The sequence below is a fragment of the Pseudogemmobacter blasticus genome, from assembly GCF_003071405.1.
In the GTDB taxonomy this organism is placed as follows: Bacteria; Pseudomonadota; Alphaproteobacteria; order Rhodobacterales; family Rhodobacteraceae; genus Pseudogemmobacter; species Pseudogemmobacter blasticus.
Window position 1 is genome coordinate 2,406,039 of the sequence record NZ_CP020470.1, and the last position, 25,713, is coordinate 2,431,751.

28 protein-coding genes and 1 tRNA gene are annotated in these 25,713 nt (G+C 66.2%); 15 read left to right on the forward strand and 14 right to left on the reverse strand.

Going from position 1 to position 25,713, the window contains the following annotated elements:
- Positions 1-106 precede the first annotated feature (106 nt).
- Complete coding sequence (locus B6K69_RS11720) at positions 107-631, reverse strand: invasion associated locus B family protein (RefSeq protein WP_107671513.1); 525 nt, start codon at positions 629-631, stop codon at positions 107-109.
- 174 nt (positions 632-805) lie between these two features.
- Between B6K69_RS11720 and B6K69_RS11725 the strand changes: the two genes are divergently transcribed.
- Positions 806-1,810 (forward strand): asparaginase, encoded by a 1,005-nt coding sequence (locus B6K69_RS11725; RefSeq protein ID WP_108643912.1) that lies wholly within the window; start codon positions 806-808, stop codon positions 1,808-1,810.
- A 56-nt stretch (positions 1,811-1,866) separates the two neighbouring features.
- Positions 1,867-2,214 (forward strand): DUF2794 domain-containing protein, encoded by a 348-nt coding sequence (locus B6K69_RS11730; RefSeq protein WP_107671511.1) that lies wholly within the window; start codon positions 1,867-1,869, stop codon positions 2,212-2,214.
- A gap of 4 nt (positions 2,215-2,218) precedes the next feature.
- Here B6K69_RS11730 and B6K69_RS11735 read toward each other — a convergent pair whose 3' ends face one another.
- The 3 genes from B6K69_RS11735 to B6K69_RS11745 form a co-directional block, all read right to left on the reverse strand.
- Entirely contained in the window at positions 2,219-3,034 is an 816-nt protein-coding gene (locus B6K69_RS11735) for a C40 family peptidase (RefSeq protein ID WP_108643913.1), read from the reverse strand.
- A 3-nt stretch (positions 3,035-3,037) separates the two neighbouring features.
- On the reverse strand, positions 3,038-4,426 hold the full coding sequence (locus B6K69_RS11740) for a leucyl aminopeptidase family protein (protein ID WP_108643914.1): 1,389 nt from the start codon (positions 4,424-4,426) through the stop codon (positions 3,038-3,040).
- A gap of 61 nt (positions 4,427-4,487) precedes the next feature.
- A complete protein-coding gene (locus B6K69_RS11745) occupies positions 4,488-4,868 on the reverse strand; it encodes a hypothetical protein (protein WP_108643915.1) in 381 nt (126 codons plus the stop codon).
- Between the two features lie 176 nt (positions 4,869-5,044).
- Here B6K69_RS11745 and B6K69_RS11750 point away from each other — a divergent pair, with 176 nt between their 5' ends.
- Positions 5,045-5,692 (forward strand): carbonic anhydrase, encoded by a 648-nt coding sequence (locus tag B6K69_RS11750; RefSeq protein ID WP_107671507.1) that lies wholly within the window; start codon positions 5,045-5,047, stop codon positions 5,690-5,692.
- Positions 5,693-5,762: 70 nt separating this feature from the next.
- Here the strand turns inward: B6K69_RS11750 and B6K69_RS11755 are convergent, their stop codons facing one another.
- The 8 genes from B6K69_RS11755 to B6K69_RS11790 all read right to left on the reverse strand — a co-directional run bounded on the left by B6K69_RS11755 (position 5,763) and on the right by B6K69_RS11790 (position 10,955).
- Entirely contained in the window at positions 5,763-6,077 is a 315-nt protein-coding gene (locus B6K69_RS11755) for a hypothetical protein (RefSeq protein WP_108644911.1), read from the reverse strand.
- A 140-nt stretch (positions 6,078-6,217) separates the two neighbouring features.
- Positions 6,218-6,682 (reverse strand): PTS sugar transporter subunit IIA, encoded by a 465-nt coding sequence (locus B6K69_RS11760; protein ID WP_107671506.1) that lies wholly within the window; start codon positions 6,680-6,682, stop codon positions 6,218-6,220.
- A gap of 38 nt (positions 6,683-6,720) precedes the next feature.
- Entirely contained in the window at positions 6,721-7,296 is a 576-nt protein-coding gene (hpf, locus tag B6K69_RS11765) for a ribosome hibernation-promoting factor, HPF/YfiA family (RefSeq protein WP_108643916.1), read from the reverse strand.
- 210 nt (positions 7,297-7,506) lie between these two features.
- Complete coding sequence (gene lptB / locus B6K69_RS11770) at positions 7,507-8,277, reverse strand: LPS export ABC transporter ATP-binding protein (RefSeq protein ID WP_107671504.1); 771 nt, start codon at positions 8,275-8,277, stop codon at positions 7,507-7,509.
- Positions 8,277-8,771, reverse strand: coding sequence for an LptA/OstA family protein (locus tag B6K69_RS11775; protein ID WP_107671503.1), 495 nt, complete (start codon positions 8,769-8,771; stop codon positions 8,277-8,279). The genes lptB and B6K69_RS11775 overlap by 1 nt, the downstream gene beginning before the upstream one ends.
- Before the next feature lie 20 nt (positions 8,772-8,791).
- Complete coding sequence (locus tag B6K69_RS11780; RefSeq protein ID WP_108643917.1) at positions 8,792-9,394, reverse strand: LPS export ABC transporter periplasmic protein LptC; 603 nt, start codon at positions 9,392-9,394, stop codon at positions 8,792-8,794.
- Between the two features lie 6 nt (positions 9,395-9,400).
- Entirely contained in the window at positions 9,401-10,360 is a 960-nt protein-coding gene (locus B6K69_RS11785) for a KpsF/GutQ family sugar-phosphate isomerase (RefSeq protein ID WP_108644912.1), read from the reverse strand.
- Positions 10,341-10,955 carry a ribonuclease D gene (locus B6K69_RS11790; RefSeq protein WP_108643918.1) on the reverse strand — a complete coding sequence of 205 codons (615 nt, stop codon included), beginning with the start codon at positions 10,953-10,955 and terminating at the stop codon, positions 10,341-10,343. The genes B6K69_RS11785 and B6K69_RS11790 overlap by 20 nt, the downstream gene beginning before the upstream one ends.
- A gap of 155 nt (positions 10,956-11,110) precedes the next feature.
- Between B6K69_RS11790 and B6K69_RS11795 the strand changes: the two genes are divergently transcribed.
- The 7 genes from B6K69_RS11795 to B6K69_RS11825 all read left to right on the forward strand — a co-directional run bounded on the left by B6K69_RS11795 (position 11,111) and on the right by B6K69_RS11825 (position 19,852).
- Complete coding sequence (locus B6K69_RS11795) at positions 11,111-13,657, forward strand: glycosyltransferase (RefSeq protein WP_164681949.1); 2,547 nt, start codon at positions 11,111-11,113, stop codon at positions 13,655-13,657.
- 81 nt (positions 13,658-13,738) lie between these two features.
- Positions 13,739-14,221, forward strand: a complete 483-nt coding sequence (locus tag B6K69_RS11800; protein ID WP_108643920.1) for a formate dehydrogenase subunit gamma — start codon at positions 13,739-13,741, stop codon at positions 14,219-14,221.
- Entirely contained in the window at positions 14,218-15,738 is a 1,521-nt protein-coding gene (locus B6K69_RS11805) for a formate dehydrogenase beta subunit (RefSeq protein WP_108643921.1), read from the forward strand. Before B6K69_RS11800 ends, B6K69_RS11805 begins: the two co-directional genes overlap by 4 nt.
- On the forward strand, positions 15,735-15,941 hold the full coding sequence (locus tag B6K69_RS11810) for a DUF4287 domain-containing protein (RefSeq protein WP_107671497.1): 207 nt from the start codon (positions 15,735-15,737) through the stop codon (positions 15,939-15,941). The genes B6K69_RS11805 and B6K69_RS11810 overlap by 4 nt, the downstream gene beginning before the upstream one ends.
- Before the next feature lie 5 nt (positions 15,942-15,946).
- Complete coding sequence (fdhF, locus tag B6K69_RS11815; protein WP_108643922.1) at positions 15,947-18,835, forward strand: formate dehydrogenase subunit alpha; 2,889 nt, start codon at positions 15,947-15,949, stop codon at positions 18,833-18,835.
- On the forward strand, positions 18,835-19,638 hold the full coding sequence (fdhD, locus tag B6K69_RS11820; protein ID WP_108643923.1) for a formate dehydrogenase accessory sulfurtransferase FdhD: 804 nt from the start codon (positions 18,835-18,837) through the stop codon (positions 19,636-19,638). The genes fdhF and fdhD overlap by 1 nt, the downstream gene beginning before the upstream one ends.
- Entirely contained in the window at positions 19,628-19,852 is a 225-nt protein-coding gene (locus tag B6K69_RS11825; protein ID WP_107671494.1) for a formate dehydrogenase subunit delta, read from the forward strand. Before fdhD ends, B6K69_RS11825 begins: the two co-directional genes overlap by 11 nt.
- Positions 19,853-20,072: 220 nt before the next feature.
- Here the strand turns inward: B6K69_RS11825 and B6K69_RS11830 are convergent, their stop codons facing one another.
- Together B6K69_RS11830 and B6K69_RS11835 are read right to left on the reverse strand one after the other, a co-directional pair.
- Complete coding sequence (locus tag B6K69_RS11830; RefSeq protein WP_108643924.1) at positions 20,073-20,423, reverse strand: hypothetical protein; 351 nt, start codon at positions 20,421-20,423, stop codon at positions 20,073-20,075.
- A gap of 395 nt (positions 20,424-20,818) precedes the next feature.
- A tRNA-Leu gene (locus B6K69_RS11835) sits at positions 20,819-20,903 on the reverse strand.
- A 153-nt stretch (positions 20,904-21,056) separates the two neighbouring features.
- Between B6K69_RS11835 and B6K69_RS11840 the strand changes: the two genes are divergently transcribed.
- From B6K69_RS11840 to B6K69_RS11860, 5 genes are all read left to right on the forward strand, one after another.
- Complete coding sequence (locus B6K69_RS11840; RefSeq protein ID WP_108644913.1) at positions 21,057-22,043, forward strand: complex I NDUFA9 subunit family protein; 987 nt, start codon at positions 21,057-21,059, stop codon at positions 22,041-22,043.
- 15 nt (positions 22,044-22,058) lie between these two features.
- A complete protein-coding gene (locus B6K69_RS11845; protein ID WP_228156721.1) occupies positions 22,059-22,862 on the forward strand; it encodes an undecaprenyl-diphosphate phosphatase in 804 nt (267 codons plus the stop codon).
- Between the two features lie 195 nt (positions 22,863-23,057).
- Positions 23,058-24,494, forward strand: coding sequence for an NAD(P)-dependent oxidoreductase (locus tag B6K69_RS11850; protein WP_108643925.1), 1,437 nt, complete (start codon positions 23,058-23,060; stop codon positions 24,492-24,494).
- Positions 24,495-24,562: 68 nt separating this feature from the next.
- Positions 24,563-25,282, forward strand: coding sequence for a hypothetical protein (locus B6K69_RS11855; RefSeq protein ID WP_108643926.1), 720 nt, complete (start codon positions 24,563-24,565; stop codon positions 25,280-25,282).
- A complete protein-coding gene (locus B6K69_RS11860; RefSeq protein ID WP_108643927.1) occupies positions 25,272-25,712 on the forward strand; it encodes a GFA family protein in 441 nt (146 codons plus the stop codon). The genes B6K69_RS11855 and B6K69_RS11860 overlap by 11 nt, the downstream gene beginning before the upstream one ends.
- Position 25,713 lies beyond the last annotated feature (1 nt).

A 25,713-nucleotide genomic window follows, 5' to 3' on the forward strand; every position in this document is an offset into this window, starting at 1 on the left:
GTCACAGGCGATCTGGCGGATGGCGGGGATATAGATGATTCCCCCGAAAAACGAAAGCGCCCCGGAAGCCGGGGCGCAAATCTACAGGCCGGTCGCAGGCTGCGGCTTACTTGCAGCGCTTCTCGGCATCGGCCATGGCGGCGGTAAAGCCGCGCAGGCTGAAGGTGTCCTTGGTCTGGGTGCCCTTGCCCGACCGGGCGCTGACCACCGCGCTGCCGCCGGCCTTGAGCGCCTTGAGCAGCGCCGCATCATCCGCCGCGCTGCCCGGCCAGGCCCATTCGCCATCGCTGAACAGGTCAAAGCTGTTGCCGCCGTCGATGGTGACCTTGACGGTCGAACCGCTGGCGAAGGGATAGCCGCCGGTAAAGCTGATCTCGCCGGGTTTGCCGGGGCGGAAGGTCACGAACAGCAGGATGTCGCCGCGGCGCACCGAGACCGGCTTGCCATCGCGGCTGTTGACCGTTTCCTTCGGCTTGGACACGCCCCAGCATTCCTTGGGGCTTTCCTCGACAAATACGTTCCAGTCGGTCAGCGTCGCCACCCGATTGGTTGATTCCTGAGCGGCAACCACGCCAGTGGCGGCCAAGGTGAACGCGGCTGCGCAGAGCACGCGGCGAAGGGCGGAAGTCATGTCTGACGCAGCCTCCAAGCTGTCTTTTGCCTCTTTGCCCCTGCGCTGCCCGGCCTTTGGCCTTGTTCGTGCTGGCAGAGGCGTCCTGAACCCGATACTCCAGCTTTACTGAAAAAGGCCATTGGGCGAAAGCCCCATGGGCAGAAAATCGCACATCTGTGACGGAGAGGCGGCATGACAAGGGTGGATCAGGGCGCGGTTCCCATGGCCGAGGTGTGGCGTGGCGGGCTTCTGGAAAGCACGCATCTGGGCCATGCCGTGATTTGCGATGCCCGTGGCATCGTCCAGGCCTGGGGCAATCCGGCGGCGGTGGTGTTTCCGCGGTCGTCCTGCAAAATGATCCAGGCGCTGCCTTTGGTCGAAAGCGGGGCTGCCGCTGCGGTGGGTCTGACCGATGCGCATCTGGCGCTGTCCTGCGCCAGCCACCAGGGCGCGCATCTGCATGTGGAAATGGCCGGGCGCTGGCTGGCCAATCTTGGCATGACCGAGGCCGACCTGCGCTGCGGCGCGCATGAACCCGCCGACCGCGAGGAACGTGACCGCCTGATCCGCGCCGGAGACGCCCCTTGCCAGTTGCACAACAACTGTTCCGGCAAACATTCCGGCTTCCTGACGGCAACCCGCCATCTGAAGGCCGGGCCGGAATATGTGGAGATCGACCACCCGCTGCAAAAGGCGATCCGCGCCGCGACCGAGGAGGTGACCGGCGAAACCATCTCGGGCTGGGGGATCGACGGCTGTTCCGCCCCGAACTTCGCGATGAGCCTTGAAGGGCTGGCCCGGTCGATGGCGGCCTTTGCCACGGCGCGCGAAGGCCATGGTGTGCACGAAAGCGCGATGCACCGGCTGGCCCATGCCATGGCGCAGTATCCCGAACTGGTGGCCGGCGAAGGCCGCGCCTGCACCGAACTGATGCGGGCCATGGGCGGCAAGGTGGCCATCAAGACCGGGGCCGAGGCGGTGTTCGTGGCGATCCTGCCTGAACAGGGCCTTGGCATCGCGCTGAAGGTGCTGGACGGCAATTCCCGCGCGTCCGAGGCGGCCATCGCCGCGTTGCTGGTCAAGCTGGGGGTGCTGGACGCCGCCCATCCCGACGCGCAAAAACGGCTGAACCCGATCCAGAAGAACTGGCGCGGGCTGGTCACGGGCGAACTGCGCGTCGCGCCGGGGTTCGTGTAACGGCAAGGTGACGCCGCGCGCTTGATTTGAAGGGGAAGGTCGGGCAGGCTGATCCCATGAACATGGAAGCGCCCGTTCCCTTTCCGTCGGGTGGCCATCTGCCCGAGCAGGTGGCCTTTGACCGGCGGGAGCTTTCGCTGATCCTTCGCCTTTACGGCCGGATGGTGGCCGCCGGCGAATGGCGGGATTACGGCATTTCCCACGGGGCCGAGGCGGCGGTGTTCGCCGTATTCCGCCGCACAGCCGAAACCCCGCTTTACCGGATTGAAAAGCGACCAAAGCTGCGGGCCAAGCAGGGCATCTATGCCGTGGTCAGCGAAGGCGGCCATATCCTGCGCCGCGGGCATGAGCTTGAGGCTGTTCTCAAGGTGCTGGAGCGCAAGCTGATCCGCCCGGTGGACTGAAGCCTCAGGGCCGACGCCGGGCGATGACCGGCAGCCCTTCGCGTGCCTCGATCCGGGTGATGGCCGTTTGCAGATCCTCTCGGATCACGCGCATCGTATGGGCGGTGGCATGAAGGATCGTGTCGGGCGCCGCCAGCAGCGCGACATGCCCTTTCCAGAAGATCAGGTCGCCGCGCCGGAACGGTTCATCTTCGGGAACTTCGGTTCCAAGGCTGCGTTGCAGGTCGCTGTCGCCGGGGCAGGGGCGGCCGGCGGCGTGGAGCGACAGTTGCACAAGCCCCGAACAATCGACCCCGGACACCGAATTGCCGGCCCAGAGATAGGGCGCGTGCAGCATGGTTTCGGCCACCGCCACCGGATCGGCGGCGAAACTGCCTTCGGGTGCCAGATGGCTGGAGTCGATGAAGCCGGCGGGGGTTTCGGCCCATTTGCCGCTGACCGACAGCACCTGAACGCGGGCATTCAGGTAAAGCGGCATGATGGGCGGCGCCTTGAGGTTCTGCGCGGGGTAAAGATGGGTGGCCGGGCTGCTGACCCGGTGGGTGACGGGGCCGTCTGGCCCAAGCGCCGCTTCGGGCAGCCAGCCGCAATAGCCATCTTTCGCGGCCTGCACGAAGGCATGTCCGTCACGCCGGTCGATCACCGTCACCGCATCGCCATGGATCAGAGTGCGGTCAACGATTCCGCCGGGGTTGGCCAGCAGCGGGGCCAGCGCAGGCGCAATCCGGGCCGGTTCGCCTTCGGTAAAGCTGGCCGCGACCTGGCCTTGCAGCACGGTCAGGGCCTTGCGGCCGGAAAACGGGGTCAGGCGGCGATCCATGGGTCAGATCCCCAGCATCTGCGGCAGCGCGTTCAGGATGGCCCGCGCCCCCTGTCCGACGCCGCCTTTCGGGCGGGCCGGGGCCTCGGTCGGGCTGTGGCCGTAGATGTCGAAATGCATGTAGCGCGGATGGTCGGCAAAGCGGCGCAGGAACAGCGCGGCGGTGATGCTGCCCGCAAAGCCGAAGCCCGGCGCGTTGTCCAGATCGGCGATGCCCGGTTCGATGACACTTTCATAGGCGTCATGGAACGGCAGCCGCCAGACCGGATCGAACCCTGTCTTCGCCCCCGCTTCCAGCGCGGCGGCCATGGCATCATCCTGCGCCCAGTAGGGGGCAAGGTCCGGGCCCACGGCAATGCGCGCGGCGCCGGTCAGCGTGGCCATGCTGATCAGCGCATCGGTTTCTTCTTCCACCGCATAGGCCAGTGCATCGCCCAGGATCAGCCGCCCCTCGGCATCGGTATCATTGACCTCAACGGTCAGGCCCTTGCGGCTGATCAGGATGTCCTTGGGTTTTTGCGCATTGCCCGAGATGACATTTTCCACCGCCGGGATCAGCACCCGCAGCCGCAGGGGCAGGTTCAGCGCCATGACCATCTGCGCCAGACCCAGCACGGTGGCGGCGCCGCCCATGTCCTTTTTCATCAGGCTCATGCCGTTCGAGGGCTTGATGTTCAGCCCGCCGGTATCAAAGCAGACGCCTTTGCCCACAAGCGTCAGCCGTGGCCCGGTGCTGCCCCAGCGCAGGTCCAGCAGCCGTGGTTCGCGCGGGCTGGCGCGGCCGACGGCATGGATCATCGGGAAGTTCTGCGCCAGCAGATCATCGCCCCGGATCGCCTGCGTTGTCGCGCCGAAGCGGGCGGCCAGATCCAGCACCGCCTGTTCCAGCTCGGCCGGCCCCATGTCCTGGGCCGGGGTGTTGATCAGGTCGCGCGTCAGGAATTCACCTGCCGCCATCGCCTCGATCCGCGCGGTGTCCAGCCCGGCGGGTGCCTTCAGCCGGGACAGCGCGGGTGCCGCCGCGCCGGGGCGGTAACGGTCGAAGCGATAGCCCGACAACAGCCAGGCCAGCGCCGCCTCTGCCGTCTGGTCCTGCGTCAGGGGGCCCTCAAGGTGCCAGTCGCCGCCCGGAAGCCCGGCCACGGCCTTGGCAAGGCCAAAGCGTTGCCGTGCGCGGGCCTTGTCCGTGCCCAACCCCGCAACGGCCCCGGCCAGTTTGCCATCGGCGCCCGGCAGAAGCCGCAGTTCACCCAAGGCAGCCTGAAAGCCGGTCGCGGTCAGCCATCCGGCATGGGCCGCGCCTGGCCCCGACAGGAACGCCTCAAGCCCGTCAGGCGAAACAACGTGAAAGGGCAGCGTGGCAGAATCGGCAGGGGCAAAGGCGGGGGTCATGGTCCGGTCCGGTTGGGTGTTTCCGCCCCGACCCTAACGCTGGCCACGCCGCCTGCAAGCCCTAGACCGACAGATCGGCAAAGCCGTGGTCGGCCGCCAGCGACCGTTCCGCCACCCGCAACAGCCGCGCCCAGACCGCCGCGAAGGCCGTCGAATCGCCACGGTCCAGACAGGCCCGCGCATCGGCGGCCACATTGCACAGGCTGACCATGCCCAGGTTTTCAGCCATGCCCTGCACCCGCCTTAGGTGGCGACCCAGATCGGCCAGTTGATGCCCCTTCACCTGCGCGGCGACGCCCGCCATGGCCGCCGCCAGTTCCGCCAGCGCGCGGGCGACGATCTGGTCTGCCGCCGCAGCACCAAGGTTGCGGTAGATCACCGCGATAGCCTCACCATCCTGGCGCACCCGTTCGCGCGGGCGCAACTGCGTGACCCTGCCCATCCCGATACCCCCCGCCCCTCAAAGCCCGTCATTTCACACCCGTCCGCCAGTTTCGCAGGCCATGCTTACCCGTTCGTTGCGACCAGATGCCTGATCACGCATTTTGCCCCTCGCATTTTCCGCAAATGCGCCCTACCTCAAGGCCGCCCCTGTTGAGGCCCGCAAGGAGGACGCCCATGATCCACGCCCGCCCGCTGCCCGCCTATCTGATCCAGCGTTTCCATGGCTGGAAGGCAACGACCTACCAGCAGAACCGCGCCTGGTATCGCCGCCTGGCCGAAAGCGGCCAGCACCCGCGCGCGATGGTCATTTCCTGTTGTGACTCGCGTGTCCACGTCACCTCGATCTTCGGGGCCGACGAGGGCGAGTTCTTCATCCACCGCAACGTTGCCAATCTGGTGCCGCCCTATAACCCCGATGGCGAATATCACGGGACCTCGGCCGCAGTGGAATATGCCGTCACCTCGCTTGGGGTCGCGCATGTCGTCGTGCTCGGGCATTCGAACTGCGGCGGCGTGAAGGGGTGTCACGACATGTGCAGGGGCCATGCCCCGGCACTGGAGGAAAAGACCAGCTTTGTCGGTCGCTGGATGGACATCCTTCGCCCCGGCTTCGAGAAGGTCGCGCATCTGTCCGATGACACGATCCTGCGCGCGCTGGAAAAGCAGGCCGTCCTGACCAGCCTGGAAAACCTGATGACCTTCCCCTTCGTGGCCGAGGCGGTTCAGGCCGAGCGGCTGACCCTGCACGGTCTTTGGACCGATACCGGCGAAGGGGATCTGGAACAGTTCGATCCCGAACGTCAGGCGTTCATGCCGGTCTGAGCCACGCCGTCAGGCGCGCGGCCTCTGACGCGATGAAATCGGCCGATGCCGCCCGTGACACCGGGCGGCGTCAGCTCCGCAAGGGGCCGCTTTCGGCATTTGCCCGGGCCGAGACTTCCTGCAAGCCATGCACCAGGAAAACCCCCATGACCCCGTGATAGACGATGGTCGCCCCCAGCAGGTGCAGCAGGTAGATCCAGCCCGCCGAATAGGCCGCGACCACGATCACCACCAGCGAGGCCAGCGCCGAAATGGCCAGCGCGGCCAGCATGGCCCGGCCGTTCGGGCCCATGCGCCGCGCCACGATCGCCCGCCGCTCCAGCTCGGCCGCGCCCAGCAACAGCACCAGCGACAGCGCAAAAGAGCAGGCGAGGAACTGGAACATGTCGGGCATCCTTCTTGGCGACGAGGGAAGGGTGAATCGCTTCTGCCGCCGGTTGACTACCGCCGCCATCCCGCACTGGCAATGAGACGGATTGACCGGACACCCGCCTGCTGCACCAGCCGGATTTCGGGGCGGCTGGTTCAGGCCGCCTGTGGCGCGCGGGCTTCGGTCAGGATGGCGTGCAGCTTGGCCGGGTCGGTGTTGGCCCGCAGCTTGGATACCACGCCCTGATCGCGCATGGTCCGGCTGACCAGCGCCAGCGCCTTGAGATGGTCTACCCCCGAATCCTTGGGGGCCAGCAGTCCGAACACCAGATCGACCGGCTGGCGGTCCACGCTGTCATAATCCAGCGGGCGTTCCAGCCGGATGAAGATGCCGGCGATGCGGGTCAGGTCTTCCAGGCGGGCATGGGGCAGAGCAATGCCATGCCCCACGCCGGTTGGTCCCAGGGTTTCGCGTTCCTGCAGCCCGTCCACAACAAGCGCGGACTGCATACCGTAGGCCTGCGCCGCGATTTCACCCAGCTCCTGAAAGAGCCGTTTCTTTGACGTGAACTGCCCCACAACACGGACAGCATTGGGGACGAGAAGGCTGGAAAGTTCCATGCGGGAATTCGGTCCTGTCGCCGTTGGGGCCTGTTGGCCTATCTGCTGTTGCGCGGGTCGATCCAGCCGATGTTGCCGTCTTCGCGGCGGTACACGACGTTCACGCCCCCATGACCTTCGTTGCGGAAGACCAGAAGTTTCTGCCCTGCCAGATCCAGTTGCATCACGGCCTCGCCAACAGTGATCGAAGGGATCTTCGTCTCCATCTCGGCGATGACCACGGGGGCAAGCGTATCCGGCTCTGCGTCCTCGGTCTCCTCGGATGCGGCGAGGATATACTGGGACGCTCCGGCGAATTCAACCGGGCCCTTGCGATCAACATGGTGGTTGCGGATTCGCCGCTTGTAGCGGCGCAGCTGCTTGTCCATCCGTTCGCGGCAGGCTTCGAACGCGGCATAGATCTCGGTCGCCGTGCCCTTGGCCTGCGCCGTCAGCCCGGTGGACAGGCGTATCACGGTTTCGCAGACGTATTCATGCGCGGATCTTGAAAAGACGACCACACATTCGGTCGGACGCTGGGCATACTTCTCAATCACCTCGCCCAGCTCGGCTTTCACATGGGTCTGAAGAGCCTCGCCAATGTCGATCTGTTTTCCACTGATCTGATAACGCATGCTCTCTCCTTTTCATGCATGGTCGCGCAGGCCAGCCTTCATGTGGCTGCGCGGGTCTTCTGATGCGGACGGTGATGGCGCCGGTTTGACCGCACGGGGGCGGGGCCGGTGATCAGCCGCGTCCATGGGGAAGCAGGGGGCGATCTTGGCGCTCATCTCCTCCATTTGGTGACAGGTAGGGCGGCCTGTCAACAGGCACAGATGACGCGATCAGATGATGCGGAAGTTCTCGCCAAGATAGACCCGGCGAACGGTCTCGTCGCGGACGACCTCATCCGTCGTTCCCGACATCAGAACCTTGCCGTCATGCAGGATATAGGCGCGGTCCACGATCTCAAGCGTCTCGCGGACGTTGTGGTCGGTGATCAGCACCCCGATGCCGCGCCCCTTGAGATCATGCACCAGATGGCGGATTTCGCCCACGGCGATGGGGTCAACACCGGCGAAGGGCTCGTCCAGCAGCAGATACTTGGGATCAGCCGCCAGACAGCGGGCGATTTCCACCCGGCGCCGTTCCCCGCCCGACAGGGCCAGCGCGGGCGCCTGCCGCAGATGGGTGATCGAGAATTCCGACAGCAGTTCTTCCAGCCGCTCGCGCCGCTTGTGGTGGTCGGGCTCGGCAATCTCCAGCACGGCCAGGATGTTGTTTTCCACCGACAGGCCGCGGAAGATCGAAACTTCCTGCGGCAGATAGCCGATTCCCATCCGGGCGCGGCGATACATCGGCAGCGCGGTCACATCCTTGCCGTCGATCAGCACCTGTCCGCCATCCGGCGTGACCAGCCCCGCAATGGCGTAAAAGCAGGTCGTCTTGCCCGAGCCGTTAGGCCCCAGCAGCGCCACCACTTCGCCGCGGCGCAGGTCCATCGACACGTCCCGGATCACCGGGCGTTTCTTGTAGGATTTGCGCAAGGCACGGATCTGCAGCCCTTGCGATCCTTCCGTGACGGTCAGTTCCGGGCGGGCGGTCGAGGCGGCCATCAGTTGCCGCTCGGCACGAAAGTGGTGGAAACGCGGCCCTCCATCACCCCGGTGCCGTCCTTGAGGTGGATGGTCAGCTTCTTGCCCGACAGCACGGTCGGCCCCTGGGTCAGCAGCACATCGCCGGTCATCACGATGGTCCCGGCATCAATGGTGTAAACCGCCTCGCGGGATTCGGCCGCGTCGGCCAGGTTGGAAATCGTGACGCCGCCGGTCGCGTGCAGGCGCGAGATCTGGTTGCCGCCGGGGGTGTATTCCACCCGCACCTCGGCGGCGTTCATGTGCATTTCTCCCTGCACGACCACAACATTCCCGGCAAAGACCGCGCTGCCGTCGCCGTTGTTCACCGACAGCTTGTCGGCCTGAACCTCGACCGGAAGGCTGGGGTCTTGCGACAGGCCGCCAAAGGCAACCTTGGCCTCCTGGGCCATGGCCACAGAGACGTTGGCGCCAAGAACGGCAGCAAGGAACAAGGTGCGAAGGGCGCCAATCATGATGAGCCTGTCATGCAGCTTCAGCCGCCGGGTTGATATAGCAGCTTAACGCGGCCGCTGAAAACCAGAAGATAGGGATTTCCGGCATCGGGTGACTGCGAAAGGGTGAAGGAGTCGGCGGTAATCCTGCCGGGGGGGCCTTCGGCAGCCACCGCGGTGCTGCTTTCGGCACCCGTCCGGTCAAGCCGGGCGATCATTTCATCCGTGGTGACGGTATAGCCCGTCGAGGTGGTGATGGTCACGCCACCAGCCATGGTCAGCCGCCCGGCCACCGTATCCAGCGCAGCGGTTGCTGCGGCAATGTCGGCATGGCCGCCGCCGGGCATGTCCAGCCGGGCCTGCACGCCCTTGGCCTGCGCGGAGTTGTCCTCGCCCGCGGGGCGGGCGGTTTCGGCCGTCAGCGTCAGCGCCGAGCCGTCCGATGTCAGCCCGGCGTAAGAAGGGGTGGTCATCCGCGGATCGCGCGCCAGATCCTCGACATCCACATTGGCATAGGGAATGGCTGCTTCTGGGTCGATCCGGTCGGCGATCAGGAACAGCGTCGACAGGATCACCAGCGCCGCCAGCGGCAGGGCCAGCTTGAGCCAGCCAACCAGGCGCGAATGGGTGTCGCCGCGGGTCATGCGCGATCAGGCCACGCCTGCGCGCAGGCAATCGTGGATGTGCAGAACGCCGGTCACCCGGGTATCATCGGTGGTGACCAGAAGGCAGGTGATCTTCTTTTCGTTCATCAGCGCCAGCGCCTCGACTGCAAGGGCGTCGGGGGCGATGGTGCGCGGGGCGCGCGTCATCACCTGCCCGGCGGTCAGCGACAGAAGCCCGTCCATGTGGCGGCGCAGGTCTCCGTCGGTGACGATGCCCAGAAGATGGCCCTTCGCATCGGTTACGCCAACCACGCCAAAGCCGGCGCGGGTGATGGTCAGCAAGGCTTCGCTCATCGGGGTGGCTTCGCCGACCAGGGGCGCGTTGTCGTGCATCAGGTCGCGCACATGCAGCAGCCGGGCCCCCAGCTTGCCGCCGGGGTGAAAGATGCGGAACTGGTCGGGCGAAAAGGCGCGGTGTTCCATCAGCGCAATGGCGATGGCATCGCCAAGCGCCAGCGTCATGGTGGTCGAGGTGGTGGGAACGATGCCGCTGTCGCAGGCCTCGGGGGCCGGGGGCAGCAGGATGGCCACATCCGCCTCGCGCAGCAGGGTGCTGCCTTCGCGCCCGGCAACGCCGATCAGCGGAATGGAAAAGCGGCGGGAATGGGCAACGATGTCGGCCAACTCCGGCGTCTCGCCCGAGTTGGACAGCACCAGCAGCACGTCATTCTGCGTGACCATACCCAGATCGCCATGGCTGGCTTCTGCCGGGTGAACGAACTGCGCCGGCGTGCCGGTGCTGGCCAGCGTGGCCGTGATCTTGCGCGCGATATGCCCCGATTTGCCCATGCCCGACACCACCACACGGCCGGTCGCGCGCAGGATCAGCGATACCGCTTCGGTGAAGCTGGGCCCCAGCGTCTCGGCCAGCATGGTCAGCGCCTCGGCCTCGCGCCGGATGACGCGGCGGCCGATGGCCAGATGGTCAGTGGTGGAAGATGTCATGGTCATCATCCCAGCCCAGAAGATCCAGCTCGGCCCGCGTCGGCAGGAAGGCAAAGCAGGCCTGCGCCATCTCAAGCCGGCCTTCGCGGACCAGCCTTTCCTCAAGTGCGGCTTTCAGCGCGTGCAGATACAGCACGTCTGACGCGGCATATTCCTTCTGCGCCTCGGTCAGCACCGCAGCGCCCCAGTCCGAGGTCTGCTGCTGTTTCGAGACATCGACGCCGACCAGATCGGCCAGCAGGTATTTCAGGCCATGCCGGTCGGTGAAGGTGCGCACCATCTTGGCGGCGATCTTGGTGCACCAGACCGGCGCCGTGGTCACGCCGAAGGCGCGTTTCAGCGCGGCAATGTCGAAGCGGCCGAAGTGAAACAGCTTCAGCGTGGCCGGATCGGTCAGCAGCCGTTCCAGATTGGGCGCGCGGGTCTGGCCACGGGCGATCTGCACCAGATGCGCATCGCCGTTGCCGTCGGACAGTTGCACGACGCAAAGCCGGTCGCGGCGCGGGTCAAGGCCCATCGTCTCGGTGTCGATGGCAACGACGGTGCCAAGGGTCAGGCCGTCGGGAAGGTCGTTCTGGTGCAGGTGAATGGCCAAGGCAGGTTCCCGGTTCGGGGTTGCGGCAGATGCCGGCTGGCTTAGCGGCCCGCCCCCCTGCGGTCAACCTGCGGCTTCCCGGCTTGCCGGAAAGCGGCGGGGTGATAGGCTGCAACCGGCCGGAATTTCCCCGGTGCCCTGCATATTGGCCCCAGATGTTTCACACCGAGATCTTTCGTTCCCCCCGCCGTGGCGAAGCCCGTCGTATTGCGGTGTTTTCCTATCGCTATGATGCGCATCTGGTGCCCGGCCTGATCAAGAACATCCGCCCGGCCGTGCATGGCTATGTTGCCTGGGATGACCGCGGTTCCGCTGCCGCCCTGTCGGACGAACCGATGCGCCGGAACCGGCTGATCCTTGAGGCGCAGAAGCTGGGGGCGGCGTGGCTTCTGGCCTGCGACCCGGACGAACGGTTCGAGGATCGTCTTGCCCGCCGCCTGCCCGAGATGGCGGCCGAAGGCGAGGGCACGCTGTGGACTGTGGCCATGCGCGAGATGTTCGATGCCACCCATTACCGGACAGATGGCATCTGGGGTGCCAAGGCGGTGATGCGGTTTTTCTCCGTCTCGGCCGTGGGCGAGGATCTGACGGTGCCCCTGCACGCGGCCTGGGTGACCGATGCCGAAAGGTTCCGTACCGCCGCGTCGGGCCTGAACGTCTATCACATGCGGATGGCTTCGCCGGTGCGGCGCCGGTTGCGCCGCGCACTTTATGCCGCCGCCGACCCGGACCGGCAGTATCAGCGGCCGGGATATGACTATCTGGATGACGAACGCGGTATGCGGCTGGAGCCCATTCCCGAGGGGCGCGGCTATTCCCCGCCCTTTGTCGAGGATCACGGGCTTTGGGCGCCTGATCCAGGCCGGATCGGGCAGGTCATGCCAGACCCGCCTGCGGTGCGCTTGCATTTCGCCAAACGCTCGATCGAACGCGGGGGCCATGCGGCGGCCTTTCATGCGTTGCAGGATTTGTGCCGGGCCGCGCCCCAAGATGCCGATCTGGCCCATGCCTGCGCCCGCCGCGCGCTGGTTGCCGGCGATCCGCAAGCCGCGTTGGAGCTGACCGTGCCGCTGGTGCGGGGCGGCAAGGCCGACCTGCACGCCCATCTGCTGCACGCCTTGGCCGCCGCCCGTTGCGGGCGCGCCGATCTGGCGGAGGCAAGCCTTGCCGTGCTGGCCGGTGGTCTGGCGGGGTCGCCCGTGCTGGACTGGCTGGCCACGGCCTGCTGCCGCGCCACCGTAGATTTCGCCGCGCCAGATGCCCTGTGGCGACGGTGGGTTTCGGGCCGTGCCCGCCTGTCCGAAGGGGCCGGTCTGGCGCGGGGCGCGCGGATGAGCGTGATCGTTCTGGGCTATCAGGCCCAGCCCGGCCTGGCGGCGGCCGTGCGGTCGCTGCTGGATCAGGATGAGGCGGCGGAAATCGTGGTCGTCAACTCGGGCGGCGGAGATGCGGCGGCGGTTCTTGGGCCGCTGGCCGCTGCCGTGCGGCTGATCCAGGTGGAGGCGCCGCTTTATGTGGGGGCCGCGCGCAACATCGGCGTCGATGCCTCGCGTGCGGAATACGTTGCCTTTCTGGCGGGCGATTGCACGGCCGCGCCGGGGTGGGTCTCGGGGCGGATGCGGAGGCATCTGGCCGGGGCGCTGTCAGTTTCAACCCCGGTTCTGCCGGCCGAGACGGACAGTCTGGCCGGGATCGCGGCGCATTACCTGCACTACTGGGGCCGTCACCCGGAAACGCCCGATGTGCAGCGGATGCACTTTGGCCGATCCTTCGCCCGTTGGCTGCTGGAAGAGGCGGGCGCCTTCCCGCCCGGATTGCGCGTGAACGAAGATGGCGTGCTGAACCACCGGGCCGATCACATTGGCCTGCCGGTCTGGGCGCCCGAGGTGCTGACCGCGCACCGCGATCCGGCGATGCTGGGCGACCTGCTGGCGGATGAACGCGCGCGCGGGATGCGCCGTGCAGACCACCCGCCGTTTCGCGGCTGGGTCGGGTCCGACAAGGCCGAGGCGGAGTTTTCGGCGCGGATCGCAACGGCCTGCGGTCATGCGCAATCGGCGGCGGCGCGATGGGGCGGGTTGTCGCCGCGCCGTCTAGCTGCGGTGCAGGCGATGCAGTGGCTGGCCACGCAGGCGGGGGCCGCCGGTGCCATCGACGCGCTGGAGCGGCTTTATGAGGCCGATGTTGCCGCTGCCCGGGCCGAAGCGTTGCGCCCGTTCAGCCCCGCCGCCGCGCTGACCGAGGCGCTGGCGGCGGTGACGGCCGATCCGCAGGACTGGCGCAAGGCGTATCTTGCCGGCCTGCTGACGGTTGAGGCGGAGACCGGCGACCCCGCGCCGTATTTCCGTTCCGCGATGGCGCTGAACCCTGCCACCTCTGGCCCGGTGGCCGAACTTGTCCGCCTGCACCGGGCGCGCGGCAACGACGCGGCGGCCCTGGCCGAAGCCGAGGCCGCGCTGTTGCGGGCGCCGGGGGCCGGGGCCTTGTGGGCGCTGGCGGGTGCGGCGGCGGAACAGGCAGGCAAGCCTGATCGGGCCCTGGCCTGGCGGCGGGGGGCGCTGGCGCTGGCCCCCGATGACCCCAAGGCACATCTGGCCCTGGCAAGGCTGCACCGCCAGGGCGGGAACGATGCTCTGGCCAGCCTGCGCGAAGACATGGCAGCGGATTTGCAAGCGCGGGCGCCTGTCGAATTTGATAGCTGAAATCTATCAAATGACGGATATTCAGGTTTGATCTCCTATCAAGGCGCTTCTAGACCGGACGCAAGGAAGAGGAGGAGCCAGATGCCCGTCGCCGACGTGCTTGAGCCACATGCCCGCCAGACGCTGGATGACATCCTGCGCGCCCATGCCGCGGATGAGGGGCCGCTTCTACCCATCCTGCACGACATTCAGGCCGCCTTCGGCCATGTGCCGCAGGCCGTGGTGCCGGTGATTGCCGAGGCGCTGAACCTGGGCAAGGCCGAGGTGCATGGCGTGATTTCCTTCTACCACGATTTCCGCGCGGAACCGGCCGGGCGGTCGGTGGTCAAGCTGTGCCGGGCCGAGGCGTGTCAGGCCATGGGCGGCGACCATCTGGCCCACCATGCCGAGCGCAAGCTGGGCGTCGGGTTCCATGAAACCCGGGCCGACGGCAAGGTGACGCTGGAGCCGGTCTATTGTCTGGGCCTGTGCGCCTGTGCCCCGGCGGCCATGGTCAATGGCCGGCTGGTAGGCCGGCTGGATGAGGCGGCGGTGGACCGTATCGCGACCGAGGTGCTGGCATGAAGGTCTATGTTCCTGCCGATGCCGCCGCGCGCGCGCTTGGGTCTGACGATGTGGCCGCCGCCGTGCAGGCCGAGGCCGCCCGCCGCGGGCTGGACCTGACGCTGGTCCGCAACGGCAGCCGCGGCATGGTCTGGCTGGAACCGCTGGTCGAGGTGGAGCGCGATGGGATGCGGCTGGCCTATGGCCCCGCAACAGCCGCCGATGTGGCCGCCATTCTGGACGACACCTCGGCCAAGGCGCTGGGGCCGACGGAGGATCTGCCCTGGATGAAAAAGCAGACGCGGCTGACCTTTGCCCGCGTCGGCCTGATTGACCCGCTGGACATGGCGCATTACCGGGCCGAGGGCGGGCTTGTCGGGCTGGAACGCGCGCTGGCGCTGCCGCCGACCGAAATCGTGCAGTCTGTCATCGACTCGGGCCTGCGTGGCCGGGGCGGGGCGGGGTTCCCCACCGGCATCAAGTGGAAAACGGTGGCCGAGGCGAAGGCCGATCAGAAATACATTGTCTGCAACGCCGACGAAGGTGACAGCGGCACCTTTGCCGACCGTATGCTGATGGAGGGCGACCCCTTCCACCTGATCGAAGGCATGATCATCGCCGGCATCGCCGTGGGGGCGACGCGCGGCTATGTCTATATCCGCAGCGAATACCCCGACGCGATCCGGGTGATGCGCGCCGCGGTGGAGGTTGGCCGCAAGGCGGGGCTGCTGGGGCCGTCGGTCCTTGGGTCGGCCTATGCCTTCGACATCGAAATCCGGGTTGGCGCCGGGGCCTATGTCTGCGGCGAGGAGACCAGCCTGCTGAACAGCCTTGAGGGCAAGCGCGGCGTGGTGCGCGCCAAGCCGCCGCTGCCGGCGCTGGAAGGGTTCCTGGGCAAGCCGACGGTGGTGAACAACGTCATCTCGCTGGCCACGGTGCCGGTGATCTTTGAAAAGGGTGCGGCCTTCTACCGCGACTTCGGGCTGGGCCGGTCGCGCGGGACGATTCCGCTGCAGATCGCCGGCAACGTGCGCCATGGCGGGCTGTTCGAGGTGGCCTTCGGCATGGGTCTGGGCGAGATCGTCAACGACATCGGCGGCGGCACCGCCAGCGGCCGCCCGGTCAAGGCGGTGCAGGTGGGCGGGCCGCTCGGGGCCTATTTCCCGTCGTCGCTGTTTGACACGCCGACCTGCTATGAAAGTTTCGCCAGCGCCGAAGGGCTGATCGGCCATGCCGGGATCGTGGTGTTCGACGACACCGCCGACATGCTGAAACAGGCCCGGTTCGCGATGGAGTTCTGCGCCATCGAAAGCTGTGGCAAATGCACCCCCTGCCGGATTGGCGCGGTGCGCGGTGTGGAAACCATCGACCGCATCGCGCGGGGCGATACCGCCGCCATCCCGCTGCTGACCGATCTGTGCAACACGATGAAGGCCGGGTCGCTGTGCGCGCTTGGCGGCTTTACCCCCTATCCGGTGATGTCGGCGCTGACGCATTTCCCCGACGACTTCGCCCGCGCGAAGGAGGCCGCCGAATGACCGAAAAGGTGAAAGGGCCCGCCTCCTATTTCCCGTCGATCGAGGCGAAATATGGCCAGCCGATGCAGCACTGGTTCACCCAGATCGCGCCGCTGCTGGACCAGCCGCACATGAAGATCGTGGCGTTTCTGAAAGATGAACATGGCATGGGGCACGGCCACGCGAATGCGGTGGTTGCCCATGCGCTGGCTGCAAAAGGGTGAATGACATGAAAGACTTCAAGGACTTCATCATTCCCGACCGCGATTTCGGCACCCCTGCCGCGAAAGCGAAGCAGATGGTCACGCTGACCATCGACGGCTTTGACGTGACGGTGCCCGAGGGCACCAGCATCATGCGTGCTGCCGCCGAGGCGGGGATTCCCGTGCCGAAGCTGTGTGCCACCGACAGCGTGGATGCCTTCGGATCGTGCCGGCTGTGCCTGGTCGAGATCGAGGGGCGCAACGGCACCCCGGCAAGCTGCACCACGCTGGTGGCGCCGGGGCTGAAGGTTCACACCCAGACGCCCAAACTGAAAGACCTGCGCCGCGGGGTGATGGAGCTGTACATCAGCGACCACCCGCTGGATTGCCTGACCTGCGCTGCCAATGGCGATTGCGAATTGCAGGACATGGCCGGGGCCGTGGGTCTGCGCGATGTGCGGTATGAGGCGGTGGAAACCCATTTCCGCCCGCGCAACACCGGCGGCGAGGCCAATCCGCAATGGCTGCCGAAGGATGAGTCGAACCCCTATTTCACCTATGATCCGGCCAAGTGCATCGTGTGCAGCCGCTGCGTGCGGGCCTGTGAGGAAGTGCAGGGCACCTTTGCGCTGACCATCACCGGCCGGGGCTGGGACAGCCGGGTTCATGCCGGGGCGGCGGGCGACAGTTTCCTGACCTCGGACTGCGTGTCCTGCGGGGCCTGCGTGCAGGCCTGCCCGACGGGCACCTTGCAAGAAAAGTCGATGATCGAGATCGGGACGCCGGACCGGGCGGTCATCACCACCTGCGCCTATTGTGGCGTTGGCTGCAGCTTCAAGGCCGAGATGCGCGGTGATGAGCTGGTGCGGATGGTGCCTTACAAGCATGGCAAGGCCAACCGGGGCCATTCCTGCGTGAAGGGCCGCTTCGCCTATGGCTATGCCAGCCACAAGGACCGCATCCTGAACCCGATGATCCGCGACAGCATCAGCGAACCGTGGCGCGAAGTGTCCTGGGATGAGGCGCTGAGCTTCGCTGCGACGCGTATGCGCAACATACAGCAAACGTATGGCAAGAATGCTGTCGGCGTCATCACCTCAAGCCGCTGCACCAATGAGGAAACCTTCCTGGTGCAGAAGCTGACGCGCGCGGTGTTCGGCAACAACAACACCGACACCTGCGCCCGCGTCTGCCATTCGCCCACCGGCTATGGCCTGGGGCAGACCTTCGGCACCAGCGCCGGGACGCAGGATTTCGATTCGGTCGAACAGACCGATGTCGTCATGGTGATCGGGGCCAACCCGACCGATGGCCACCCCGTCTTTGCCAGCCGGCTGAAGAAGCGGCTGCGCAAGGGGGCGAAGCTGATCGTGGTCGATCCGCGGCGGATCGACCTGGTGAAATCGGCCCATATCAAGGCGGCGCATCACCTGCAGTTGCGGCCCGGCACCAACGTCGCCGTGGTCACGGCGCTGGCGCATGTGATCGTGACCGAGGGGCTGATGAACGAAGAGTTCATCCGCACCCGCTGCGACTGGGATGAGTTCCAGGATTACGCCGAGTTCGTCAGCCGGCCGCAGCATTCGCCCGAGGCGACCGAGATGCTGACCGGCGTTCCGTCCGAAGAGCTGCGCCGCGCGGCGCGGCTGTATGCCACCGGCGGCAATGGCGCGATCTATTACGGGCTGGGCGTGACCGAGCACAGCCAGGGGTCGACCACCGTGATCGGCATCGCCAACCTGGCCATGCTGACCGGCAACGTCGGGCGGCCCGGCGTGGGGGTGAACCCGCTGCGCGGGCAGAACAACGTGCAGGGGTCTTGCGACATGGGGTCGTTCCCGCATGAACTGCCGGGCTACCGCCATGTGAAGAACGCCGATGTGCGCGACCTGTTCGAGCGGGCCTGGGGCACGACCATCGACTCAGAACCCGGGCTGCGGATTCCCAACATGCTGGATGCGGCGGTGGAGGGCACCTTCAAGGGCCTGTATTGCCAGGGTGAGGACATCCTGCAATCCGACCCCGACACCAAGCATGTCGCGGCGGGCCTTGCGGCGATGGATTGCGTGATCGTCCATGACCTGTTCCTGAACGAGACCGCGAACTATGCCCATGTCTTTTTGCCGGGATCGACCTTCCTGGAAAAGGACGGCACCTTCACCAATGCCGAACGCCGCATCAACCGCGTGCGCAAGGTGATGGCGCCGCGCAACGGCTATGCCGACTGGGAGATCACCCAGATGCTGGCCAATGCGCTGGGTGCGGGCTGGGGCTATACCCATCCCAGCCAGATCATGGATGAAATCGCGATGCTGACGCCCAGCTTTGCCGGCGTGTCCTATGACGTGCTGGAGGAGAAGGGTTCGGTCCAGTGGCCCTGCAACGAGAAGGTGCCGGACGGCACGCCGCTGATGCATATCGACGGCTTCGTGCGCGGCAAGGGGCGGTTCATCAACACCGAATATGTGGCGACGGATGAAAAGACCGGCCCGCGGTTCCCGCTGCTGCTGACCACCGGGCGCATCCTTTCGCAATACAATGTCGGCGCGCAGACGCGGCGCACGTCGAACGTGGTCTGGCATGACGAGGATGTGCTGGAGATTCACCCGCATGATGCCGAGGTGCGCGGCGTGAACGAAGGGCAGTTCGTGCGGCTGGCCAGCCGGTCGGGCGAAACCACGCTGCGGGCCAAGATCACCGACCGGGTGTCGCCCGGCGTGGTTTATACCACCTTCCACCACCCCGACACGCAGGCCAATGTCATCACCACCGATTTTTCGGACTGGGCGACCAACTGCCCGGAATACAAGGTGACGGCGGTGCAGGTCAGCCCGTCGAACGGGCCTTCGGAATGGCAGGAAGACTATGCCGCGCAGGCGGCGCTGTCGCGGCGCATCCTGCCGGCGGCCGAGTGATGGACGCCGCCCGCCGCCGTGCGCATCTGAGCTTTGGCCCCGACGGCGTGTCGCGGGCCGACCGGATGCTGCCCGAGGAAGCGGCGGTGGCGCTGTCGTTCAACGGCAGCACGCAGGCGGTGATGATGGCGACACCCGCCGATCTGGTGGATTTCGCCTATGGCTTTGCCCTGACCGAAGGCATTGCCCGCCCCGATGAGGTGGAAACGGTCGAGGCGGTGGAAACGCCGCGCGGCATTGACCTGCAGGTCTGGGTGGCCCCGGCGGCGGCCGAGCGGCTGTCGCAGCGGCGGCGCACGATGGCGGGGCCGGTGGGCTGCGGGCTGTGCGGGATTGACTCGATCGACGAGGCGCTGCGTCCGGTGGCGCGGGTCGCGCCTTCGGGGTTTCGCATGACGCCGGCGCAGGTGCATCAGGCGGCCGAGGGGCTGCGGGCCGGGCAGGCGCTGCATGACCTGACGCGCGCCGCCCATTGCGCCGCGCTGTGGCAGCCTGATGCCATTGCCCTGCTGCGCGAGGATGTGGGCCGCCACAACGCGCTGGACAAGCTGATCGGGGCGGCGATCCGGGGCGGGGCGTCGGGCGACTGTGCCCTTGTGCTGACCTGCCGCGTTTCGGTGGACATGGTGCAAAAGGCGGCGGCCTTCGGTGCGCCGGTGCTGATCGCGCTGTCGGCCCCCACCGCCCATGCCGCCGATCTGGCCGAAGAGGCCGGCATCACCCTGATCGCCGGGGTGCGCCCCGGGCGATTCGACGTTTATTCCCATTCCGACCGACTGACAGAGGTGACCCATGCCCGCTGACAAGCTGATCTACATGGCAAACCAGATTGCCCGCTTCTTCGAATCGATGCCGCATGAACAGGCGGTGAAGGGCGTTGCCGCCCATATCAACGATTTCTGGGAACCGCGGATGCGGCGGCAACTGTTCCAGGTGCTGGATACCGGCGGTCTGGGCCTGCGCCCGGTGGTGATTGACGCGGCAAAGGACATCCGCCGCCCCGCCGACGCGGCCTGACCGCGCCGCCCGGCTGGATATAACCCCGGAAATGACAAAGGCCGCGCTGTGTTGCGCAAACTGGGGAAAGTGCCGGCAGGCACAACGGCAAAGGTGGGCAAGGCACCGCGAAGGCTTGCGGGATTAAGAGCGCACTACGCGCGGGTGCAGGCTGTGATTCACTGTCATCCAATGACAGTGAGGGACTAGCCTTAGAGCCACCTTGTGGCGAGGGGTGGTGTCAGTTTGGCCGGAAAACCTTCCCGCCCAAAATCTCATTGACCCTTTCCAGATATGGACCGCAGGTGAAGGTTCGCCCCTCTTCGTCGAGCACCTTTTCGACATCCTGAGGGCCGAACTGCACTATCACCTGATAGTCCAATTCTGACAGGTTCTCTTTGGCGTTCTTCTCCAGCGCGGAGAGGACATATTCGTAGGTGCTGGTGATTTCCCTGTCGCACTCGGCAGCGAGGGTGCGAACCGTAACGGCGGCTTTGAGGCCACGACCGGCGGATTCCTTCAAGTCTTCCGCAAGTGCCATGGACGGCAGGAGTGTTGCGGCGGTAGCGGCAAAGAGAAAACCCTTTAACATTTTGAAACCCTCTGAAGCCAGAACCTATCTGGACAGGTGGACGTCAAGCTGACGTCCCGCAGATAGCCAGTCAAGCGCCGCGCCCCCTGAGACGAACAGACATTTACCTATACCTTGGCCCCGCCCCCCGCGCACGCCTTTTTGTGGGGCCATGGGTGTTAGGCCATGCCAGTTTACCCCTGGTGACAACGCGAGGCGCCGGGCTAGTCGCCGCGCCGGGCGTAGCGATACCCCAGCCACCAAGGCCGATAGTCGAATCTCCGCGTGAGGCAACCGTAGGACTGCTCAATACCAGTTTCACGCCAGCAAGTCAGGCCAAGCGAGCGCCGGAAGGGGGATTGAAAAAAACAAGAGCCCCGCAACACATTGATGTTGCAGGGCTTTCTTGGGAAAATTGGTGCCCAGAAGAGGACTCGAACCTCCACGCCTTGCGGCGCTGGTACCTGAAACCAGTGCGTCTACCAATTCCGCCATCTGGGCACTGAGAGGCGATGTAAAGGCGGTGCGCGGGACTGTCAACACGGCGCAAGCGGGGAAAACACAAATTTCCTGACGGGCTTTTGCCTTGCTGGGCTGTGCCGGCGCCGTTATTGATCCGGGCAGTGTTCGATGCCCGTGCGGGAGGCTTTCACGATGAACAAACTGGTCACCATCTACGGCGGTTCGGGGTTTGTCGGCCGCTATATCGCACGCCGCATGGCGCGGGAGGGGTGGCGCGTGCGGGTCGCGGTGCGCCGTCCGAACGAGGCGCTGTTCGTCAAGACCTATGGCCTGCCCGGCCAGGTGGAGCCGGTGTTCTGCAACATCCGCGACGATGACAGCGTGCGCGCGGCGATGCAGGGGGCGGATGCGGCGGTGAACTGCGTCGGCACCTTCGATCTGCGGGGCAACAACAGCTTTCACATGATCCATGTCCGCGCGGCGGGCCGGATTGCCCGGATCGCGACCGAGCAGGGCGTGCAGACGCTGGTGCATCTGTCGGCCATCGGGGCCGATGCGAATTCGCCGTCGCGCTATGGCCAGTCCAAGGCCGAGGGCGAGGCGGCGGTGGTCGAGGCGTTCCCCGGCGCGGTGATCCTGCGGCCTTCGGTGATTTTCGGGGCGGAGGACAAGTTCTTCAACCGCTTTGCCGAAATGTCGCGCACCTGGGCCTTCGTGCCGGTGGTGCGGTCGGAAACCAAGTTCCAGCCGGTCTATGTGGATGACGTGGCACAGGCGGCGGTGAAGGGCGTGCTGGGGCAGGCCGCGCCGGGTGTGTATGAGCTGGGCGGGCCGGACGTGGCCACCTTCCGCAAGCTGCTGAAGAAGATGCAGGCGGTGATCCAGCGCTGGCGCCCGGTGGTGAACATGCCGACCTTCGTCATGGCCCCCGTTGCAACGCTGTTCGACGTGATCGAGTTCGTGACGGCGGGCATCCTGCGCAACGGGCTGCTGACGCGCGACCAGTTGGCCAGCCTTGGCGTGCCGAACGTGGTGTCGGACAAGGCGCGGACGCTGGCCGATCTGGGCATCACGCCCACCGCGATGGATGCGGTGCTGCCGGAATACCTGTGGCGCTATCGCCCCTCGGGGCAATACGCGGCCATCAAGGCTTCGGCCAAGAACCTGCGCAAGGTCTGAAACCGACAAGGCAGGATGCCCGTGACCTATCTGAACGACATCCTGCTGGGCGTGATCGAAGGGATCACCGAGTTTCTGCCGATTTCCAGCACGGGCCATCTGCTGGTGGCCCAGCACTGGCTGGGCGCGCGGTCCGATACCTATAACATCGTGATCCAGGCCGGCGCGATTCTGGCGGTGACGCTGATCTACTGGCAGCGCATCACCGGGCTGCTGCTGAACTGGCGCCGGCCCGAGAACCGCGACTATCTGATCAAGCTGGGTCTGGCCTTCGGCATCACCGCCGTTCTGGGGCTGCTGGCCAAGAAGCTGGGGTTCGAACTGCCCACCACCATTCAGCCCGTTGCCTGGGCGCTGGTGCTGGGCGGGATCTGGATGATTGCGGCCGAGTATTTTGCCGCCCGCAAGCCGGATTGCGCCACCATCACCCTGCGCGTCGCCATTGCCGTCGGCATTGCGCAGGTCGTGGCGGGGGTGTTCCCCGGTCTGTCACGCTCGGGCACCACGATCTTTGTCGCCATGCTGCTGGGCACGTCGAACCGCGCCGCCGCGACCGAGTTTGCCTTTCTGGTGGGCATCCCCACCATGTATGCGGCCAGCGCCTATGAGGTTGCCAAGCAGTTGCAGGCGGGGGCGGCCAGCGAGGACTGGACGGCGCTTGGCGTTGCCTTCATCGCGTCGACCATCACCGCCTTCGTGTCGGTCAAATGGCTGCTGACCTACATCCGCACCCATGACTTCAGGATCTTTGCCTACTATCGCATCGCCTTTGGCGGGCTTTTGCTGGTGCTGGCCGGGGCCGGCCTGATTACCGCCTGACGGCGAATCACAGGGTTTTTGCGGGGTATGTGGGCGGATAGGTAGCGTGTGCTGACCTAAAATCTTGCAAAAACTTCTCTGAGCGTTGGTCAAAGCGTAAAAAACCCAAAGATAGGTAAACTATACTGACTTTTATTTCGATTTGGCTGGCTGTAGGAAAACACGCCCGGAGTGCTTGCAAGGGAATGCCCAGCCATGGCCACGCAGAAGATGCTGAAATTCGTGACCGTCGGGAAGGAGACGCCCGAAAAGCGCGACGCCGCCCAGCGCAGCCAGGATTTCGATGAGATCTACCGCGAGTTCGCCGCCCAGAAGGCCGCCGAACAGGCCAGCCGGTGCAGCCAGTGCGGCGTGCCCTATTGCCAGGCGCATTGCCCGCTGCACAACAACATTCCCGACTGGCTGCGCCTGACCGCCGAGGGCCGGTTGCAGGAAGCCTATGAGATCAGCCAGGCGACCAACACCTTCCCCGAAATCTGCGGCCGCATCTGCCCGCAGGACCGGCTGTGTGAAGGCAATTGCGTGATCGAGCAATCGGGCCACGGCACGGTGACGATTGGCGCGGTCGAGAAATACATCACCGATACCGCCTGGGAAAACGGCTGGGTCAAGCCGATCCTGCCGGCGATGGAGCGCCCCGAAAGCGTGGGCATAATCGGGGCCGGGCCGGGGGGCCTGGCCGCCGCCGACGTGCTGCGCCGCGCGGGGGTGCAGGTCACGGTCTATGACCGCTATGACCGCGCGGGCGGGCTGCTGACCTATGGGATTCCGGGGTTCAAGCTGGAAAAGCCGGTGGTGATGCAGCGGGTGGAGCAGTTGCGCGCGGCGGGGGTGAATTTCATCCTGAACTGCAACGTGGGCACCGACCTGACCTTCGACGCCATCCGGGGCCAGCATGACGCGGTGCTGATCGCGACGGGCGTCTACAAGGCGCGCGACATCGAGGCGCCGGGGTCCGGGGCGCGCGGCATCGTCAAGGCGCTGGATTATCTGACGGCCTCGAACCGCAAGAGCTTTGGCGACGATGTGGCCGAGTATGACTCGGGCGCGCTGAACGCCAGCGGCAAGCGGGTGGTTGTGGTTGGTGGCGGCGACACGGCGATGGACTGCGTGCGCACCGCCATCCGGCAGGGCGCGCAATCGGTGAAGTGCCTCTATCGCCGCGACCGGGCGAACATGCCCGGCAGCCAGCGCGAAGTGCAGAACGCCGAGGAAGAGGGCGTGGAATTTGTCTGGCTGACCGCGCCGCGCGGCTTCACCGGCGGCACCGAGGTGGAAGGCGTCATCGTGCAGAAGATGCGCCTTGGCGCGCCCGATGCCAGCGGCCGCCAGTCGCCCGAGGTGATCGAGGGCGCCGATTATGTGGAGCCGGCCGATCTGGTGGTGCAGGCGCTGGGCTTCGAGCCGGAAGACCTGCCCGGCCTGTGGGGCGTGCCCGAGCTGGCCGTGACCCGCTGGGGCACCATCAAGGCCGATTTCCGCAGCCACGCGACCAGCCTGCCCGGCGTCTATGCCGTGGGCGACATCGTGCGCGGCGCCAGCCTTGTGGTCTGGGCGATCCGCGACGGGCGCGAGGCGGCCGAGGCAATGCTGGCCTATCTGGCGCAAACCGCCAGCGTGGCGGCGGAATAGGCGTCTTGCCCGCGCCTTTCGGGCGGGCAGGGCCATGTGACGACAGACCCCCGACCGGGAGCGATGCAATGAAGACGACCCTTGCCCTTGCCCTGATCGCCGGCGCGCTGGCGCAGCCGGCCCTTGCCGGCACCTGGACCGCGCCCGAGGGGTGTGAGGTGTTCATGACCGTGCAGTCCAAGGGGTGCCGGGTGTCGAACTACTATACCTGCACGCAAGACGCGGCGGGGGAACAGTGGCGGGCGGATTTCGATCAGGAAGGGCTGTTCTTCCGGTCGCGCATCAATGCGGAAGGCGAATGGATCGAAAGCCTTGAGCAGAACCCGCCGGTGCGCCAGACGCTGGACCCCGGCGCGGAAGACCCCGCGTCGTTCAGCGAATTGCTGGCCTCGGGCGTGGATACCTATGCCTTCAGCCTGAGCCGCGATGACGGCGGCCATTCCAACGTGATCGGGGTGGACCGGCTGACCGGGCGGACCCGGGTGATCGACGGGCAGACGCTGGAAGAGACCGAGTTCGACTATTCCGAGACCGATGATTTCGGCACGGTGCTGCGCCGGGCGCGCGGCAACGAATACATCAGCCGTGACAAGCGCCTGTTCTTCGCCGGCCCCGGCGAAACCGATCTGGGCGATGGCCAGTGGCTGCCCATCGACGGCAGCCCGGTGGATTTCACCTTTCCGGGCGACAAGGGCTTTGCCAGCACGCAGCCGATCTATGACTGCGATGCGCTGACGGCCGATGCCGGGCTGCCGCAATCGGTGTGGAGGGCGGGCTATGGCGGATAAGCGCAGCGGCCGGTGCCTGTGCGGCGCGGTCCGCGTGACCGTGACCGACCCGGAACCGCATCTGAACGCCTGCCATTGCAGCATGTGCCGGCGCTGGACGGGGCTGGCCTTCGTCACGCTGGACGTGCCCGAGGGGCAGATCGAGATCGAGGGTGCCGAGGCGGTGAAGGCCTTCACCTCGTCCGACTGGGCGCAGCGGTGCTTTTGCGGCACCTGCGGCAGCACGCTTTGGTATCGGCTGACCGCCCCCGGCGCACCGACCGATTATTACCTGGCGGCGGGCCTGCTGGACGATCTGTCCGGCCTGACGCTGGCCAATGAAATCTACATCGACTGCAAGCCGGAGGCATTCGCCTTTGCCGGCCCCACCCGCCAGATCACGGAAGCCGAGTTTCTTGCGATGCTTCCCCCGCCAGCCGCGAAGGAGTGAG

What these genes read in the sequence shown, in the direction of transcription:
- B6K69_RS11720 (WP_107671513.1), bottom strand. Translation starts at nt 631, where the DNA reads ATGACTTCCGCCCTTCGCCGCGTGCTCTGCGCAGCCGCGTTCACCTTG.
- B6K69_RS11725 (WP_108643912.1), top strand. Translation starts at nt 806, where the DNA reads ATGACAAGGGTGGATCAGGGCGCGGTTCCCATGGCCGAGGTGTGGCGT.
- B6K69_RS11730 (WP_107671511.1), top strand. Translation starts at nt 1,867, where the DNA reads ATGAACATGGAAGCGCCCGTTCCCTTTCCGTCGGGTGGCCATCTGCCC.
- B6K69_RS11735 (WP_108643913.1), bottom strand. Translation starts at nt 3,034, where the DNA reads ATGGATCGCCGCCTGACCCCGTTTTCCGGCCGCAAGGCCCTGACCGTG.
- B6K69_RS11740 (WP_108643914.1), bottom strand. Translation starts at nt 4,426, where the DNA reads ATGACCCCCGCCTTTGCCCCTGCCGATTCTGCCACGCTGCCCTTTCAC.
- B6K69_RS11745 (WP_108643915.1), bottom strand. Translation starts at nt 4,868, where the DNA reads ATGGGCAGGGTCACGCAGTTGCGCCCGCGCGAACGGGTGCGCCAGGAT.
- B6K69_RS11750 (WP_107671507.1), top strand. Translation starts at nt 5,045, where the DNA reads ATGATCCACGCCCGCCCGCTGCCCGCCTATCTGATCCAGCGTTTCCAT.
- B6K69_RS11755 (WP_108644911.1), bottom strand. Translation starts at nt 6,077, where the DNA reads ATGTTCCAGTTCCTCGCCTGCTCTTTTGCGCTGTCGCTGGTGCTGTTG.
- B6K69_RS11760 (WP_107671506.1), bottom strand. Translation starts at nt 6,682, where the DNA reads ATGGAACTTTCCAGCCTTCTCGTCCCCAATGCTGTCCGTGTTGTGGGG.
- hpf (WP_108643916.1), bottom strand. Translation starts at nt 7,296, where the DNA reads ATGCGTTATCAGATCAGTGGAAAACAGATCGACATTGGCGAGGCTCTT.
- lptB (WP_107671504.1), bottom strand. Translation starts at nt 8,277, where the DNA reads ATGGCCGCCTCGACCGCCCGCCCGGAACTGACCGTCACGGAAGGATCG.
- B6K69_RS11775 (WP_107671503.1), bottom strand. Translation starts at nt 8,771, where the DNA reads ATGATTGGCGCCCTTCGCACCTTGTTCCTTGCTGCCGTTCTTGGCGCC.
- B6K69_RS11780 (WP_108643917.1), bottom strand. Translation starts at nt 9,394, where the DNA reads ATGACCCGCGGCGACACCCATTCGCGCCTGGTTGGCTGGCTCAAGCTG.
- B6K69_RS11785 (WP_108644912.1), bottom strand. Translation starts at nt 10,360, where the DNA reads ATGACATCTTCCACCACTGACCATCTGGCCATCGGCCGCCGCGTCATC.
- B6K69_RS11795 (WP_164681949.1), top strand. Translation starts at nt 11,111, where the DNA reads ATGTTTCACACCGAGATCTTTCGTTCCCCCCGCCGTGGCGAAGCCCGT.
- B6K69_RS11800 (WP_108643920.1), top strand. Translation starts at nt 13,739, where the DNA reads ATGCCCGTCGCCGACGTGCTTGAGCCACATGCCCGCCAGACGCTGGAT.
- B6K69_RS11805 (WP_108643921.1), top strand. Translation starts at nt 14,218, where the DNA reads ATGAAGGTCTATGTTCCTGCCGATGCCGCCGCGCGCGCGCTTGGGTCT.
- B6K69_RS11810 (WP_107671497.1), top strand. Translation starts at nt 15,735, where the DNA reads ATGACCGAAAAGGTGAAAGGGCCCGCCTCCTATTTCCCGTCGATCGAG.
- fdhF (WP_108643922.1), top strand. Translation starts at nt 15,947, where the DNA reads ATGAAAGACTTCAAGGACTTCATCATTCCCGACCGCGATTTCGGCACC.
- fdhD (WP_108643923.1), top strand. Translation starts at nt 18,835, where the DNA reads ATGGACGCCGCCCGCCGCCGTGCGCATCTGAGCTTTGGCCCCGACGGC.
- B6K69_RS11825 (WP_107671494.1), top strand. Translation starts at nt 19,628, where the DNA reads ATGCCCGCTGACAAGCTGATCTACATGGCAAACCAGATTGCCCGCTTC.
- B6K69_RS11830 (WP_108643924.1), bottom strand. Translation starts at nt 20,423, where the DNA reads ATGTTAAAGGGTTTTCTCTTTGCCGCTACCGCCGCAACACTCCTGCCG.
- B6K69_RS11840 (WP_108644913.1), top strand. Translation starts at nt 21,057, where the DNA reads ATGAACAAACTGGTCACCATCTACGGCGGTTCGGGGTTTGTCGGCCGC.
- B6K69_RS11845 (WP_228156721.1), top strand. Translation starts at nt 22,059, where the DNA reads ATGCCCGTGACCTATCTGAACGACATCCTGCTGGGCGTGATCGAAGGG.
- B6K69_RS11850 (WP_108643925.1), top strand. Translation starts at nt 23,058, where the DNA reads ATGGCCACGCAGAAGATGCTGAAATTCGTGACCGTCGGGAAGGAGACG.
- B6K69_RS11855 (WP_108643926.1), top strand. Translation starts at nt 24,563, where the DNA reads ATGAAGACGACCCTTGCCCTTGCCCTGATCGCCGGCGCGCTGGCGCAG.
- B6K69_RS11860 (WP_108643927.1), top strand. Translation starts at nt 25,272, where the DNA reads ATGGCGGATAAGCGCAGCGGCCGGTGCCTGTGCGGCGCGGTCCGCGTG.